The 14,478-nt window shown below is 70.7% G+C and carries 17 protein-coding genes; 9 read left to right on the top strand and 8 right to left on the bottom strand.

The window, feature by feature from the left end; translation table 11 throughout:
* The first annotated feature begins 13 nt into the window (after positions 1-13).
* Positions 14-1,429 (top strand): phytoene desaturase family protein, encoded by a 1,416-nt coding sequence (locus tag RR1_RS07915; protein ID WP_010838409.1) that lies wholly within the window; start codon positions 14-16, stop codon positions 1,427-1,429.
* Between the two features lie 6 nt (positions 1,430-1,435).
* Here the strand turns inward: RR1_RS07915 and RR1_RS07910 are convergent, their stop codons facing one another.
* Both RR1_RS07910 and moaA read right to left on the bottom strand, forming a co-directional pair.
* Positions 1,436-1,693, bottom strand: coding sequence for a MoaD/ThiS family protein (locus tag RR1_RS07910; protein ID WP_040773411.1), 258 nt, complete (start codon positions 1,691-1,693; stop codon positions 1,436-1,438).
* The gene (gene moaA / locus RR1_RS07905) at positions 1,686-2,741 is read right to left on the bottom strand and encodes a GTP 3',8-cyclase MoaA (protein ID WP_010838407.1); all 1,056 of its coding nucleotides are present in this window, start codon (positions 2,739-2,741) and stop codon (positions 1,686-1,688) included. Before moaA ends, RR1_RS07910 begins: the two co-directional genes overlap by 8 nt.
* 122 nt (positions 2,742-2,863) lie before the next feature.
* On the opposite strand from moaA, the gene RR1_RS07900 reads away from it, so the two are divergent.
* The 4 genes from RR1_RS07900 to RR1_RS07885 all read left to right on the top strand — a co-directional run bounded on the left by RR1_RS07900 (position 2,864) and on the right by RR1_RS07885 (position 7,144).
* The gene (locus tag RR1_RS07900; RefSeq protein ID WP_010838406.1) at positions 2,864-4,102 is read left to right on the top strand and encodes a molybdopterin molybdotransferase MoeA; all 1,239 of its coding nucleotides are present in this window, start codon (positions 2,864-2,866) and stop codon (positions 4,100-4,102) included.
* Between the two features lie 50 nt (positions 4,103-4,152).
* Positions 4,153-5,085 (top strand): bifunctional molybdenum cofactor biosynthesis protein MoaC/MoaB, encoded by a 933-nt coding sequence (moaCB, locus tag RR1_RS07895; RefSeq protein ID WP_051111176.1) that lies wholly within the window; start codon positions 4,153-4,155, stop codon positions 5,083-5,085.
* On the top strand, positions 5,082-5,510 hold the full coding sequence (locus RR1_RS07890; RefSeq protein WP_010838404.1) for a molybdenum cofactor biosynthesis protein MoaE: 429 nt from the start codon (positions 5,082-5,084) through the stop codon (positions 5,508-5,510). The genes moaCB and RR1_RS07890 overlap by 4 nt, the downstream gene beginning before the upstream one ends.
* A 161-nt stretch (positions 5,511-5,671) precedes the next feature.
* Entirely contained in the window at positions 5,672-7,144 is a 1,473-nt protein-coding gene (locus RR1_RS07885) for a DEAD/DEAH box helicase (RefSeq protein WP_072713617.1), read from the top strand.
* An 18-nt stretch (positions 7,145-7,162) separates the two neighbouring features.
* Here the strand turns inward: RR1_RS07885 and RR1_RS07880 are convergent, their stop codons facing one another.
* Entirely contained in the window at positions 7,163-8,206 is a 1,044-nt protein-coding gene (locus RR1_RS07880) for a CobW family GTP-binding protein (protein WP_010837184.1), read from the bottom strand.
* Positions 8,207-8,362: 156 nt separating this feature from the next.
* Between RR1_RS07880 and RR1_RS07875 the strand changes: the two genes are divergently transcribed.
* Positions 8,363-8,884 (top strand): nuclear transport factor 2 family protein, encoded by a 522-nt coding sequence (locus RR1_RS07875; protein WP_010837183.1) that lies wholly within the window; start codon positions 8,363-8,365, stop codon positions 8,882-8,884.
* Here RR1_RS07875 and RR1_RS07870 read toward each other — a convergent pair.
* From RR1_RS07870 to RR1_RS07860, 3 genes are read right to left on the bottom strand one after another with little or no spacing between them, the layout of a single operon-like run.
* Positions 8,866-9,402: a P-loop NTPase family protein gene (locus RR1_RS07870; RefSeq protein ID WP_010837182.1), complete on the bottom strand. Its 537-nt coding sequence runs from the start codon at positions 9,400-9,402 to the stop codon at positions 8,866-8,868. The genes RR1_RS07875 and RR1_RS07870 overlap by 19 nt on opposite strands.
* 43 nt (positions 9,403-9,445) lie before the next feature.
* Entirely contained in the window at positions 9,446-10,108 is a 663-nt protein-coding gene (locus RR1_RS07865) for an NAD(P)H-dependent oxidoreductase (protein ID WP_010837181.1), read from the bottom strand.
* Positions 10,109-10,149: 41 nt separating this feature from the next.
* Positions 10,150-10,677, bottom strand: coding sequence for a TetR/AcrR family transcriptional regulator (locus RR1_RS07860; RefSeq protein WP_040772402.1), 528 nt, complete (start codon positions 10,675-10,677; stop codon positions 10,150-10,152).
* Positions 10,678-10,793: 116 nt separating this feature from the next.
* On the opposite strand from RR1_RS07860, the gene RR1_RS07855 reads away from it, so the two are divergent.
* The gene (locus tag RR1_RS07855; protein WP_010837179.1) at positions 10,794-11,792 is read left to right on the top strand and encodes an NADP-dependent oxidoreductase; all 999 of its coding nucleotides are present in this window, start codon (positions 10,794-10,796) and stop codon (positions 11,790-11,792) included.
* Here the strand turns inward: RR1_RS07855 and RR1_RS07850 are convergent.
* On the bottom strand, positions 11,779-12,123 hold the full coding sequence (locus tag RR1_RS07850; RefSeq protein ID WP_010837178.1) for a GOLPH3/VPS74 family protein: 345 nt from the start codon (positions 12,121-12,123) through the stop codon (positions 11,779-11,781). The two genes, RR1_RS07855 and RR1_RS07850, sit on opposite strands and share 14 nt — an antisense overlap.
* A gap of 156 nt (positions 12,124-12,279) precedes the next feature.
* Between RR1_RS07850 and RR1_RS07845 the strand changes: the two genes are divergently transcribed.
* Complete coding sequence (locus RR1_RS07845; protein WP_010837177.1) at positions 12,280-12,714, top strand: YciI family protein; 435 nt, start codon at positions 12,280-12,282, stop codon at positions 12,712-12,714.
* A complete protein-coding gene (locus RR1_RS07840; RefSeq protein ID WP_010837176.1) occupies positions 12,711-13,850 on the top strand; it encodes an RNA polymerase sigma factor in 1,140 nt (379 codons plus the stop codon). The genes RR1_RS07845 and RR1_RS07840 overlap by 4 nt, the downstream gene beginning before the upstream one ends.
* Positions 13,851-13,863: 13 nt before the next feature.
* Here RR1_RS07840 and RR1_RS07835 read toward each other — a convergent pair.
* Positions 13,864-14,478, bottom strand: a 615-nt coding sequence (locus RR1_RS07835) for an alpha/beta hydrolase family protein (RefSeq protein WP_218017475.1), incomplete at its 5' end; no start/stop codon positions are given.

Genomic DNA, 14,478 nt, shown 5'->3' with positions numbered 1-14,478 from the left:
TGACGCGACCGACGTGAGCACCGCGGTCGTCGTCGGCAGTGGCCCCAACGGGCTCGCTGCCGCGGTGCATCTCGCGCGCAGCGGCGTCGCCGTGACGGTGCTCGAGGCCGCCGAGACGATCGGCGGCGGTGCGCGCTCCACCGAGGCGACGCTCCCCGGGCTCGTCCACGATCACTGCTCGGCGATGCATCCGCTCGCGACGGCGTCACCGTTTCTGCGCACGCTCGATCTCGCCCGTCACGGACTTCGGTGGCGCACCGCCGAGGTCGACTGCGCGCATCCCTTCGACGACGCACCGCCCGCGTTGCTGTATCGCTCGATCGCGGCGACCGCACGGGGACTCGGCCCCGACGGGAGCCGCTGGCGTCGTCTCGTGGGCCCCGCGGCGGCCGACCTCGACCGGCTCGCGCCCGAGATCCTGCGGCCGGTCCTCCACGTTCCCCGGCATCCGGTGTCGTTGGCCCGGTTCGGGATTCGCGCTCTCACCCCCGCGGCCGTCACCGCGACGGTGTTGCGCACCGAGCGTGCTCGCGGACTGTTCGGCGGCCTCGCGGCCCACGGCTTCGCTCCGACGACGGCGCTCGCGTCGGGTGCGGCGGGGCTCGCGATCGCCGCCGCCGGCCACCGCCACGGCTGGCCTGTAGCCGAGGGCGGGTCCGGTGCGCTCGTCGCGGCGCTCGTGGCGGAGTTGCGCGCCGCGGGCGGACGGATCGAGACGGGGCGCAGGATTCGCGACCGTCGCGAACTGCCGCCTGCCGATGTCGTTCTGCTCGACACCGCACCAACCGCCGCGGCGGAGATCTACGGCGACGCGCTGCCCCGCCGGATCGCACGGGCGATGCGCGCGTGGCGGCCCGGCCCCGCGGCCTTCCGGGTGGACTACGCCGTCGCCTCGGGCGTCCCCTGGACGGACCGCGACCTCGCGCGCGCGGGGACGGTGCACCTCGGCGGGACGTTCGCGGAGATCGCGGGAACGCTGCGCAGTACCGCACGCGGGGTGATGCCGGAGCGTCCCTTCGTACTCGTCGGGCAGCAGTACGTGGCCGACCCGACCCGGTCGCACGGCGACGCCCATCCCCTCTACGCGTACGCCCACGTGCCGACGGGCTACGACGGTGACGCCACCGAGGCCGTCACGGCACAGATCGAACGCTTCGCCCCCGGATTCCGCGAGCGCGTTCTGGCGGTCCGGACGACGGCTCCCGCCGAACTCGAACGCGAGAACCCCGCTCTCGTCGGAGGCGACATCGTCGGTGGTGCGACGGCCGGACTCCGGACGCTCGTGCGGCCACGGCTCGCACTCGACCCGTATTCACTCGGTGTGCCCGGCGCCTATCTGTGCTCGGCCTCGACACCGCCGGGCGCGGGCACCCACGGCATGTGCGGATTCAACGCCGCGGAGTCGGCGTTGCGATACCTCGCGCGCTGAGGCGGCTCAGCCGCCGGCGAACGGCGGCAGGACGTCGACGGCGGGCCCGGCGAGTACCGTCCGGTCGCGGGTGAGGTCGTCCTCGACGAGGAACGCCGCGACGGACAGGACGCGTCGCATCCGGTCGCCGTGGCGCTCGACGATCACGGACTCGAGGTCTGCGAGACTCGCGCCGGCGGGCAGATCGAGCGTCTCCTTGACGCAGCCCGCGGCGTCCGACGCGGCGGCGAAGTACCGCACCTGCACTGCAGTCGTGTCAGCCACCGATCGCTCCCATGCTGCGTTCGGGCGGAGTGAAGTCCGCCGCGTCGATGCCGTGTCCGGCCCACTTGTTCCACATCGCTCCGCGCCACAGCTGCGCGAGGTCGTGATCGGTCGCGCCACCGCGAAGCGCGGCGCGCAGGTCCACTTCGCTGTCGCTGAACAGGCACGACCGCACGGTGCCCTCCGCGGTGAGCCGCGTGCGATCGCAGTCGGAGCAGAACGAGCGCGTCACGGACGCGATGATCCCGACCGTCGCGGGACCGCCGTCGACGAGCCACGTCTCGGCGGGCGCCGACGGATCCTCCCGGCCCGCCTCCGTGAGATCGAAGCGGGCGCCCAGCACACCGAGAAGCTGCTCGGCGGTGACCATGTTCGCGCGCGCCCACTCGTGATCGGCGTCGAGCGGCATCTCCTCGATGAACCGCAACTGCGCGCCCTCCGCGACGCACCATTCGAGCAGATCGGCCGCGCCCGCGACCGTCTCCGGCATGAGGACGGCGTTGACCTTGAGGGGGGCGAGCCCGGCCTCGGCCGCCGCGCGAATGCCCGCGAGCACGGACGGCAGCCGATCGCGACGGGTCAGCCGCGCGAAGTGTTCGCGATCGATCGAGTCGAGCGAGACGTTGACGCGGGTGAGCCCCGCCTCCGCGAGCCGCTGCGCCCGATGCTCGAGGCCGACGGCGTTCGTCGTCATCGCGAGCGGAATGCCGGGGACCTCACGGACGCAGCCGGCGAGAATGCGCTCGAGATCCGCCCGCATGAGCGGCTCGCCGCCGGTGAACCGGACCTCGCGAACTCCCAGTTCATGGACGGCGATACGCACGAGCCGCACGATCTCGTCGGCGTCCAGGAGATTCTGCGCGGGGATCGGCGGCAGGCCCTCCTCGGGCATGCAGTACGTGCAGCGCAGCGAGCACTTCTCGGTGATCGACACCCGCAGATCGCGCGCGATCCGCCCGAACCGGTCGACCAGTTCGGGGGTGTCGGGCCGCCCGTCCAGGGACGCCGCAGCGCGCACGGCGGGCACTCCGAGTGATACCGACGTCACCGTGGGACTCGCTCCTTCATGCGTCCCAGTATGCAGGCCCGGGCGCTCGCCGTCGCGAGTACAGGCGGCCCCGTCGCTCTAGGATCGGGTGGCACGGCAGACACTCGACACCGAAGGACGACGTGAGCGCACAGCACGACGAGCGGCGGACCGTCGCCGAGCACGCCGAACACGTGACGGAACTGCTGGCGGGGCTCACCGAGCTCGGCCACGACGACGTACGGCTCACTGCCGCGCTCGGGCGCGCGACGGCCACCGACGTCGTCGCCTCGATCGACCTGCCGCCGTTCCGCAACTCGCAGATGGACGGTTACGCCGTGACCGCGGCGTCGGTGGCGGACGCCCCCGTGACGCTGCCGAGCACGGACGTCGTGCCCGCCGGGCCGGGCGCTCCGCTGTCGCTGGCTCCGGGCACCGCGATCCGGATCATGACGGGTGGCGTGCTGCCCGACGGCGCCGACGCCGTGATCCCGGTCGAGGACACGCATCGCGCGGGCGACGCCGTCGAGATCCTGCGCGGACGCGCCGAGGGCGAGTTCGTCCGCGAACGGGGCAGCGACGTCACGGCCGGAACGGTGCTCCTGCCCGCGGGCACGCTGCTGGAGCCGCGTCACGTCGCCCTGCTCGCGGCGGTCGGGCTGAGCACCGTCGCGGTGCTGCGGCGGCCACGCGTCGCGGTGCTCACGACGGGTGCCGAACTCGTCCCCGCCGGCACCACGCTCGGGCCCGGCGAGATCTACGACTCGAACGGCACCGCACTCGCCGCGAGCGTCCTCGCGAACGGCGGCGAGGTGGTGCTGCAGACCCGCAGCAGCGACGAACCGGCCGAGTTCGCGGCCCTGCTCGCCGAAGCGACCCGGTCGGCGGATCTGGTTCTCACGTCGGGCGGCGTCTCGATGGGCGATTTCGAGGTCGTCAAGGACTCGCTCGCGCCGCGCGGATCGTGGTTCGGGCACGTCGCGATGCAGCCCGGTGGTCCGCAGGGCAGCGGGATGATCGACGGCGTCCCCGTCCTCAACTTTCCCGGCAACCCGGTGAGCACGCTCGTGTCCTTCGACGTGTTCGCGCGGCCCGTTCTGCGCGCGGCGGCGGGACTCCCCCCGATCGACCCGCGACACGCGCTGCTGGCCGTCGCGCTGCGGTCCCCCGCGGGCAAACGGCAGTTCCTGCGCGGCCGCTGGAGCGGCGGGCGCGTCGAGACGGTCGCGGGGCCGAGCTCGCATCTCGTCGCCGCGATGGCGTGGGCGGACGTCCTCATCGACGTTCCCGCCGACACCACCGAACTCGCGGCGGGCGAGTCCGTCACCGTCCTCCCCCTCTCGCCGGCCGTCCCGTCCCCGACACGTCAGGAGTCCTCGTGACCGACCTGCCCGGAAGCCTCACTCATCTCGACGGCGAGGGCCGTGCACGCATGGTCGACGTCGGCGCGAAGCCGGAAACCGATCGCGTCGCGCTCGCGGCGGGCCGGCTCGTCACGACCGCCGAGGTGATCGCGCTCGTGCGTGCCGACGACATGCCCAAGGCCGACGTGCTCGCCACCGCGCGCATCGCGGGAATCTCGGCGGCGAAGAAGACGTCCGAACTGATCCCGCTGTGCCACCAGGTGCCGCTGTCGTCGGTGAAGGTGTCCTTCGGACTCGACGGCGACGCCATCACGATCGAGGCGACAGCGAAGACGCGAGGCGCGACGGGCGTCGAGATGGAGGCGCTCACCGCCGTCGCCGTCGCGGGACTCACGCTGCACGACATGGTCAAGGCCGTGGATCCCGCCGCGAGCCTCACCGACGTCCGGCTCCTGGAGAAGACGGGCGGCAAGCGCGGGCACTGGACCCGGTCGGGCCGGTCCGACGAGGCGGATACGGGCGCAGTCCCGAACACCGCCGCGGTGCTCGTCGCGTCTACCGGCTCGGCGTGCGGCACCCGCGAGGACACGACCGGCCCCCGGATCGCCGCGTGGCTCGCCGAACGCGGTTACGACGTGCGCGGCCCGCTCGTCTACGCCGACGCCGACATCGCCGCCGGGTTGCGGGACGCGCTGTCGACCCGTCCCGCCGTCCTCGTCACGACGGGCGGCACCGGCGTCTCCCCGACCGACGCGACTCCCGAAGCGACACGCGCGGTGCTCGACCGCGAGATGATCGGTGTCGCCGACGCCGTCCGCGAGCGCGGCACCCACGCCACGCCGCACGCCGTGCTCAGCCGCGGTGTCGCCGGCGTCGCGGCGGGCACGTTCGTCGTCAATCTCCCCGGGTCGCCCGGTGGCGTGAAGGACGGCCTCGCGGTACTCGATCCCATCCTCGACCACGTCGTCGCGCAGATCGCAGGAGGAGGAGCGCACGCATGACCGACGCCGCACCCGACACCCGTCTCGCCCGCATCTCGTCCGAACCCCTCGATCCCGCATGGGTCGATTCCGCCGTCGCCGGAGCGCATTTCGGTGCCGTCGTGACGTTCACGGGCGTCGTACGCGATCACGACGACGGCCGGGACGTCCGAGCACTCGAGTACTCGTCGCATCCGGACGCCGAGCGCTTCCTCGCCGCGTGCTGCGACGACGTCTCGGCGGCGTCGGGACTGCCCGTCGCCGCGGTCCACCGCGTCGGTGATCTCGCGATCGGCGACCTCGCGATCGTTGTCGCCGTCGCCGCCGCTCACCGGCGCGAAGCGTTCGTGGCGTGCTCGGAACTCGTCGAGCGCATCAAGCACGACGTCCCCATCTGGAAGCGCCAGCATTTCGCTACGGGCGTATCCGAGTGGGTAGGACTCTGACGGAGCGGGTAGACTCGCACGGTCGGTCGGCGTTCGCGCCGCCGCGCGTCGTAGATCGCATCGGCCTTCTCGGGCATCAAGCGCACCTCTTACGGCGACCACCACGTCCGGACCGCGTGCGCAGCGCACGTCGTCGCCCCGTGCCACCGAAAGGCTTCACCGTGTCGTCACCCTCGTTCGCCGATCTCGGCGTACGTCCCGCCATCTCCACCGCACTCACCAACGCGGGCATCACCGCACCCTTCCCGATCCAGCGCGACACCCTCCCCGATTCGCTGCAGGGCCGTGACGTCCTCGGCCGTGGCCGCACCGGCAGCGGCAAGACGCTCGCGTTCTCGATCCCGCTCGTGCAGCGGCTCGCCGAGACACCCTCGCGCCGGCTCCGGGCAGGCCGTCCGCGCGCTCTCGTCCTGTCGCCGACCCGCGAGCTCGCGACACAGATCACCGCGGCGCTCGAGCCCATCGCCGCCGCCGAGAACCTCAGCATCACGACGATCTTCGGTGGCGTGTCGCAGAACCGTCAGACCGCCGCACTCGCCAAGGGCGTCGACATCGTCGTCGCCTGCCCCGGCCGGCTCGAGGACCTCATGCGCCAGCAGTACGTCGACCTCGGCGGTGTCGAGGTGTCGGTCCTCGACGAGGCCGATCACATGGCCGATCTCGGCTTCCTGCCCGGTGTGACCCGCATCCTCGCGGCCACTCCCCCGTCGACGCAGCGTCTGCTGTTCTCGGCGACCCTCGACGGTGGCGTCGACAAGCTCGTCAAGCGCTTCCTCACCGATCCCGTCCCGCATTCGGTCGACGGCGCGCACTCGCCGGTGGCCGCGATGACGCACCACATCTTCGCCGTCGACGGTGCGGACTCGAAGAAGCAGCTCATCGAGGTGCTCGCGTCCGGCACGGGCCGCCGAATCCTGTTCATGCGCACCAAGCATCACGCCAAGCGGCTCGCGAAGCAGCTCACTGCGGCGGGAATCCCGTCGGTCGATCTGCACGGCAATCTGTCGCAGAACGCCCGTGACCGGAATCTCGCGGCGTTCTCGAGCGGCGACGCCCGGGTGCTCGTGGCGACGGACGTCGCGGCGCGCGGCGTGCACGTCGACGACGTCGAACTCGTCGTCCACGTCGATCCGCCCGCCGAACACAAGGCGTACCTGCATCGTTCGGGCCGTACGGCGCGCGCGGGAAGTGCGGGCGACGTCGTCACCGTCGTGCTGCCCGAGCAGCGTCGCGATCTGGCCGTGCTCATGCGCAAGGCCTCGATCACCGCGAAGCCGGTCGACAGCAACGCCCGTTCGACGCACGTTCTCGACCTCGTCGGTGAGACGGCCCCCCGTGTCACTCCGGTCGCCGTGCCGGAGCCCGCGGAGGCAGGACGCCGCGCCCCGGCGGGGTCGGGACGCGGCGCGCGCCGGACCGACGGTGGTGCGAACCGCGGCCGCGGGACCCGCAGCGAGGGTGCTCGTGGACGTGGCCGGAGCGAAGCGGGCCGCAGCGAAGGCCGGCGGGGCGAGAACGGCGGACATCGCGGCGGCGCGTCGCGCACCGGCGGCTCGGCCGACGCACGTCGCGCCGGTCGCTCGGGCGGTGGCCGTCGCACCGGCGCCCCCGCGCGCCGCGGTCGTCAGGGCTGATACTCGCGGCGTCCGCCGCTACATCGCGACGGTGTAGCGGTGGACGCCCAGCATCGCGTTCTCGTCGGCGGGCTCGTCTCCCACGACGCAGCCACGCAGGCGCGTGAGGACGTCGTGCTCGTCCACTCCGACGCCGATGACGACGAGTTGCGTCCTGCGCTCCTCGCCGGCGTCCCAGCGCCGTGACACGAACCGGATGTGCGGACCGACCGTCTGCACCTCGAACTTGCGCGTCTGCCCCGGCACCGCGAAATGCACGAATCCCTTGGCGCGGTAGACGCCTTCGGGCCGGTCCTCGAGGAGGGACACCAGCGCACGCGGATTCAACGGGGCGTCGGACGTGAACTCCAGCGCCGTGTAGCCCTCGTGGAGATGGTGATGTGCACCGTGACTCTCGTCGGCATCGTCTGCCTCGGCGAGAAGGCGGTCGAGCGTGAGCTGTTCGCCTGGCGACGGTTCGGTGGGCCGCTGAGCGTCGAACAGCAGCGCGGCGTCGAGCCTGCCCTCCGACACCGGAACCACCGGGGCGCGAGAGTTGAACTCGCGGAGCAGTTCCCGGATGTCGAGCACGACCTCGTCGGAGACGAGATCCGTCTTGTTGAGGACGACGAGATCGGCGAGACCGACATGCCGGCCGATCTCGGGATGCTGGGCGAGCGTGTCCCCGAAGGCCGCGGCGTCGACGACGAGGACCGTACCGCCGTAGGCGACGCGAGGATTCTCGCTCGCCCGCACGAGCCGGATCATGTTGTGCGGCTCCGCGAGTCCGCTCGCCTCGATCACCACGACGTCGAGATCGGAATCGGGCCGCACGAGCCGGTCGAGCATCCCGTCCATGTCCTCGGTGTCGACGGCGCAACACAGACAGCCGTTGCTCAGCGACACCATCGAGTCGACCTGGCCCGCCACCATCATCGAATCGATGTTGATCGCGCCGAAGTCGTTGACGACGACACCGATCCGCACGCCGCGATTGCGTCGCAGCAGATGGTTGAGCATCGACGTCTTTCCCGCGCCGAGGAAGCCCGCGAGGATCACCACCGGGACACTGCGTCCGGCCACGGCGGACCTCCTCTCGCTCACGTCAGGGCGCTCATCGTACCGACCCCTGCCGACCGGCCGGTCGGCCGTCCTGCGCTCTCACCCAGTGGACCTCCGAGACCCGCAGCGCTGAACGAGCACCCATCCTGAGGCGACCCATCCGACAGGAGGACGTTCGTGACCGTGTTTCTCGCCTCCGTACCCGTGGCCGAACAACTCGCGTGGCGCATCGAGATCGAAGCGCTGTTCGCGGCGCGCCTGCGGGCCATGGACACCAAGCAGTGGCATCGCTATCCCGAACTCCACACCGAGGACGTCGTGAGCGAGACGTTCGACTTCTCAGGCGAGGATCACAGCCACCTTCCGCCCGCGGAACGTCCGGGCGCGGTCGTCGGCACCGATGCACTGACGACCGCGATCAGGACGTTTCTCGACGGCCCGGTCCACGTCACGTCCGCGCACCACGGCCACAGCCCCGAGATCACCTTCACGTCCGAGACGACCGCGTCGGGCATCTGGGCGATGGAGGACCACCTGTGGTGGACCGACGGCGAGATCGAACAGACCCTGCACGGCTGGGGCCACTATCACGAGGAGTACCGGCGTGTGGACGGCCGCTGGCTCATCGGCTACCGCAACCTCACCCGCTTGCGGGTCGATCACACGCCGGGCTTCTACTCCTACCGCGACCGCGGCTGAGCAGATTCCAGGCGTGACAGGATGATTCGCGCGATGTCGTCCGGGGCCGCGTCGTCGCAGTCGAGCGGCTCGAACTCGTCGCCGATCCACGACTGCTGCACGAACCGACCGAACTTCGCCAGGCGCCAGCGCGCCGCGCCGGGCTCGTCGCGATCGGCGAGGACCCGCCGTTCGTGCACGTTCTTCGTGAGCCGCAGCACGATCGGCAGCACCGGACGATCGCCGTTCAGATTCTCGACGATCTCGTGCCAGTACTCCCGCGACGACACAGTCTGCGGCACGATGATCGGCGCGTCCGTCTCCCCGGCCACGGCGTCGAGCGCGCCGGCGACGAGCCGCCGCCATGCGGGCCAGTCCTGGAAGTCGTGCACCGGCTTCGAGCCCTGCAGGACGTCGCGAAGAAACCCGCCCAGCAGCTCCGGGTCCACGATCACGCTGCCCGGGACCGACGCATGCACGATCCGCGCCACCGTCGTCTTCCCTGCGCCGAACGGGCCGTTGATCCAGACGATCGTCACGTCGCCACCTCCCCCGCAGCGCATTCTGGCACCCGCCGCCGGGTCAGGACGAGCGGCGCGCCAGGTGCTCCGATTTCGTGCGGCGTGGGACGCGATCGGGCGACACGAACGCCGCACCGATCTCGCGCGCGTGTCGCAGTCCGTCGTCGCGGTTCGGCGCGTTGTGGTCGCCCTCGACATCGAAGATCAGGTGGCTCTCGACGTCGTCGATGCCGCAATACGCGAACGTGCCGACGTCGATCTGGGTGCGCATCGCGTCGTCGTACCCGTACTTGGAGTAGGTCGGCTCCTTGGAACCGCCGACCCCGAGGAGGGCGGTCGGAATGCTCGGCAGCAGCGCGTTCAGCGGTTCCTTTCCGCGATCCCCGACGCCCGTGCCGTACTGGTAGGCCCAGCCGCCCGTGAAGACGCGCTCGATCCAGCCCTTCATGGTCGCCGGCATCCCCCACCAGTAGACGGGGAAGACGAACGCGAGACGGTCCGCGGCCTCGACGCGGCGGTGCATCTCGGCGATGCCGTCCGGTATCGGGCCTCCCCAGAAGTGGGCGTGATCGGCTTCGGTGAAGCGCGGATCGAAGCCTTCGGCATGCAGGTCGAGGACGTCGACGGTGTGCCCGGCGGCGCGGATCGGTTCGTGGAAGGCGTCCCGAACTGCTGCGGGGTAGCTGCCGGGGATCGGGTGGGAAAACACTGTCAGCACATGCATTCTCGGTGATTCCTCCGTTCGTTCGAGTGGCGTGGCCGAGCTCAGCGCTCGGCCCGCACCACGGTGGCGGCCGCGTGGCGCGCAGCGTCGATCGCGTCGGTGCCGAGGTAGGAGGCTGCCGACGTCGCGCCCTCGAAGAGCACGAGGATCTGATCGGCGAGGGCATCGTCGGTGCGGCCGATCTCGGTGGCGACGAACCGCGCGATCGCGTCGCGCAGTCGCCGCCGGTAGCCGTCGACGACGGCCGAGACCTCGGGCGTCTCACCGCCGGTCTCGCCCTGGGCACGCAGGAACAGGCAGCCCCGCGCGCCTTCGGCGGCGGTCCACTCGGCGAGGGCGGCGAACAGGCCGTCGACGCTGCTCACGCCCTCGACGCGTTCGGCGAACCGGATCGCCCGCGCCTCCAGAACGGCGGCGACGAGACCCGTCTTGCTCCCGACGTGCTTGTACAGGGTTCGCGTGGAGACGCCTGCGGCCTCGGTGAGCCGGTCCATCCCCGTCGCCGCGAACCCGTGACGGTCGAACACCTGCTCGGCGCTCGACACGATGCCGGTTCTCGTCGTGGACATGGCCGCCACCGTACAACGATCGTTGTACATGTGCCAGGCTCGCCGAAACCCGGGAGCCTCACCGCCGCGGCAGCGACAATGATTCCGACAGCACCGTTCGCGTCGAGAGGACACCCGTGAAGGCCTTCGTCATCGACCGATACGGCGGCGACCTGCACGAAGCCGACGTGCCCGAGCCCACCGTCGGAGCACGCGACGTGCTGGTCGACATCCGTGCCGCGAGCGTCAATCCGCTCGACGTCAAGGTCATGGAAGGCCGTTTCAAGCAGATCCTCCCGTACCGGCCGCCGTTCGCTCTCGGCCACGACCTCGCGGGCGTCGTGACGGCCGTCGGCCCCGAGGCCACCGGATTCGCCGTCGGGGACGCCGTGTTCTCGCGGGTCCGGGACCATCGCGTCGGCACCTTCGCCGAGCGCATCGCGGTCGACCATCGCGATCTGGCACACACGCCGTCGTCGGTCACGTTCGCCGAAGCCGCCTCGCTCGCGCTCGTCGGGCTGACCTCGTGGCAGGCTCTCGTCGAGATCGCTCGTGTGCAACCGGGAAATCGCGTGCTGATCCACGCCGGCGCGGGCGGTTTCGGAACCTGCGCCGTCCAGCTCGCAGCACACCTCGGCGCACAGGTCGCGACGACGGCCACCGCCGGCGACGCCGATCTGCTGCACTCGCTGGTGCCCGGCATCACCGTGGTCGACCACCGCACCGAAGACTTCGCCGAACTGCTCCACGACTACGACGTCGTGCTCGACACCGTCGGCGGCGAGAATCTCGAACGGTCGCTGCGTGTGCTCGCGCCGGGCGGCACCGTCGTCGGCCTCGTCGGGCCACCGACGCCCGAGTTCGCGAAAGATCAGGGCATGAATCCTTTTCTGCGGCTGGCGATCTCTGCGATGAGCGCGAAGGTGCGGCGACAGGCACGCAAGCGCGACGTCGACTACCGATTCCTCTTCATGCGCGCGGACGGCGCACAACTCTCGGAGGTCTCCCGGCTGATCGAGTCGGGCGCCATCCGTCCCGTCGTCGGCGCCTCGTTCGCATTCGAACGCACTCCGGACGCACTCGCCGCGCTCACGGCCGGGGGCGTGCAAGGGAAGGTCGTCGTCACCCGCGGCTGATCGCCGTCAGCCGGATGTCGCCTCGCTCCACGAGGCGGTCGAGGACGGGCGCCCGCAACCGGGGGCCGACCTCTGCGATCACCGTCTGCACCGACCGCGGGCGAGCGCCGATCCGCTCCCATTGTTCGGCCAGGAACGGATCTGCGGGTGGCGTCGTGTCCGCCGTCGCGACACGTCGCCCCTCGACGGTAACCTTGCCGCTCCGAGCCAACTCGGCGAGGATCGCGCCGCCGAGCGTGTAGAACAGCGTTCCCTCCCCCGCGATCGTGCCGGAGCGTGGATCGAACAGAAGCAGCAGCAGATCCTCGGCGAGGGTGGGTGTCGCGGCCATCGATACTCCTCGATTCGCGGTGCTCGGCTGCGGTCCACGGCACCGATGCGGGTGCGCGGCGAGTCCGATGTCGAGAACCGTCGAGCGGTTCCGTCCCAGAGATGCCGGGAGACGCCGCGGCGGAAGCGCGGCGGACCCGGCGCCGAGGCGTCCAGAATGGGCGTCACCAGAGCCGAGGAGAAGACGATGAAGTATCTGCTGCTCAAGCACTATCGCGGCGCGCCCGCGTCCGTCAACGACATCCCGATGGATCGATGGGAACCCGACGAGGTCACGGCGCATGTCCGGTACATGAACGACTTCGCGGCGCGGCTCGAGGAGAGCGGCGAGTACGTCGACAGTCGCGCCCTGTCGCCGAGTGGGACCTTCGTTCGCTCCGACGGCCCCGGCCGCCCGCCGGTCACCGACGGCCCGTTTCCCGAGACGAAGGACCTCGTCGCCGGCTGGATGCTGATCGACGTCGACACCTACGAACGAGCACTCGAACTCGCAGCGGAGCTCTCCGAAGCTCCCGGCGCCGGCGGCAAGCCGGTCCGGGAATGGCTCGAACTCAGACCGCTGCTCGGCGAACCGCCCACCGTCACCGAGTGAACGTCGAGAGCCTGCGGCGACTCGTCCCGGCCGTCATCGGAGTCCTCGTCCGGCGCGGAGCGGATTTCGCGTCGGCCGAGGACGCCGTGCAGGAAGCGCTGATTCGCGCACTCGACACCTGGCCGGACGACCCGCCGCGTGACGAGAAGGCATGGCTCGTGACGGTCGCGTGGCGGCGCTTCGTCGACGCCGTCCGGGCCGATGGGGCCCGGCGAGGACGCGAACTCGTCGTCGAGGGCGAACCCCACAGTGGTCCCGTGCCCGCGGCGGACGACTCGCTGTGGCTGTACTTCCTGTGTGCGCACCCGTCGCTCTCACCGGCCGCTGCGACCGCGTTGACGCTGCGAGCCGTGGGAGGCCTGACGACGCGTCAGATCGCCGCGGCACACCTCGTCCCCGAAACCACGATGGCGCAACGGATCAGCCGCGCCAAGCGGAGCCTCACGGGGGTGCGCCTCGACACGCCCGGCGATCCGGCCACTGTGCTGCGGGTGCTGTATCTGGTGTTCAACGAAGGCTACGGCGGGGGCGTCGATCTCGCGGCCGAGGCGATCCGGCTGACACGGCAACTCGCCGCGGCCGCGAACGACCCCGAGGCATCCGGACTGCTGGCGCTGATGCTGCTCCACCACGCCCGCCGTGCGTCTCGTGAGGATGCGAGCGGAAGGCTGGTTCCGCTCTCTCGTCAGGATCGAAATCGTTGGGACACAGAGCTCATCGCCGAGGGCGTGACGATCCTGCAGAGGGCATTGGCCCGCGATCGACTCGGCGAATACCAGGCACAGGCGGCGATCGCTGCGCTGCACGCCGATGCGCCCACCGCCGCCGAGACCGACTGGGCGCAGATCGTCGAGTGGTACGACGAACTGCTGCGTCTCACCAAGAGCCCTGTGGTGCAGCTCAACCGCGCTGTCGCGGTGGGAGAAGCCGACGGCGCTCGCGCGGGGCTCGCCGCACTGGACGCCGTTTCTGCAGATCTTCCGCGCTACGACGCCGCGCGCGCCTACCTGCTGGAGCGGGTGGGAGAGCTCAAGCAGGCGGCGGATCTGTACGCGGCGGGGGCCGATGCCGCCACGAGCGAAGCCGAACGCGATCACCTCATCCGTGAAGCAGCCCGGGTACGACAGATGCTCTGAGAGACCCGGGATCTCAGCGTCCGGCGGCAGTGTCGAGCAGCGCCGCATGAGCTGCGCGGCGATACTCGGGGACCTCACCTGTGCCGTGGCCGCCCGTCTCATCCACCATGAGCGTCGACGAAGGCCATGCCCCGTGCAGACGCCAGGCGGTGTCCAACGGCGAGGAAATGTCGCGGCGACCGTGAACGAGGAAGCCTGGGATAGCGCGCATCCGTTCCATACCGTCGAGAAGCGGTGGAGTGCAAAACCCATCGTGCGACCAATAGTGCGTCGTCAGCCGCACGAAGGCGATTCGGAAGCGATCGTCGTTCCAACGCGGGTCCCTGGCAAGGGATCCCCGACCGAGCGAGACATGGGTGTCCTCCCACAACGCCCACTCGTGTGAGGCGGCGTCACGAATCATGGGATCCGGCGATGCCGCCAGATCGGCGTAGGCCTCGACGAGCCGATCGATGCCACGTCGGTACCCGATGTCCGCTCGCTCTGCGTAAGATGCGAATCGATCCCATGCCTCCGGGAAGATGTGTCCCATTCCTTCGGTGATCCAGTCGATTTCGCTTCGACTGGTGGTGGACACCGCCCAGAGCACGAGACCGAGCACACGATCGGGGTGCGCTTGCGCATAACT

The organism is Rhodococcus rhodnii NBRC 100604 (genome assembly GCF_001894925.1).
In the GTDB taxonomy this organism is placed as follows: domain Bacteria; phylum Actinomycetota; class Actinomycetes; order Mycobacteriales; family Mycobacteriaceae; genus Rhodococcus_F; species Rhodococcus_F rhodnii.
Note: the sequence above shows the minus strand (reverse complement) of the source record. Positions and strands in the feature narration are given on the sequence as shown.

Bases quoted from the DNA above. Each gene is read 5' to 3' on its own strand.
- moaCB (WP_051111176.1), top strand. From the start codon at position 4,153: ATGGTCGACGTCGGCGCGAAGCCGGAAACCGATCGCGTCGCGCTCGCG.
- RR1_RS07850 (WP_010837178.1), bottom strand. From the start codon at position 12,123: ATGGCCGCGACACCCACCCTCGCCGAGGATCTGCTGCTGCTTCTGTTC.
- RR1_RS07890 (WP_010838404.1), top strand. From the start codon at position 5,082: ATGACCGACGCCGCACCCGACACCCGTCTCGCCCGCATCTCGTCCGAA.
- RR1_RS07865 (WP_010837181.1), bottom strand. From the start codon at position 10,108: ATGCATGTGCTGACAGTGTTTTCCCACCCGATCCCCGGCAGCTACCCC.
- RR1_RS07860 (WP_040772402.1), bottom strand. From the start codon at position 10,677: ATGTCCACGACGAGAACCGGCATCGTGTCGAGCGCCGAGCAGGTGTTC.
- RR1_RS07845 (WP_010837177.1), top strand. From the start codon at position 12,280: ATGGGCGTCACCAGAGCCGAGGAGAAGACGATGAAGTATCTGCTGCTC.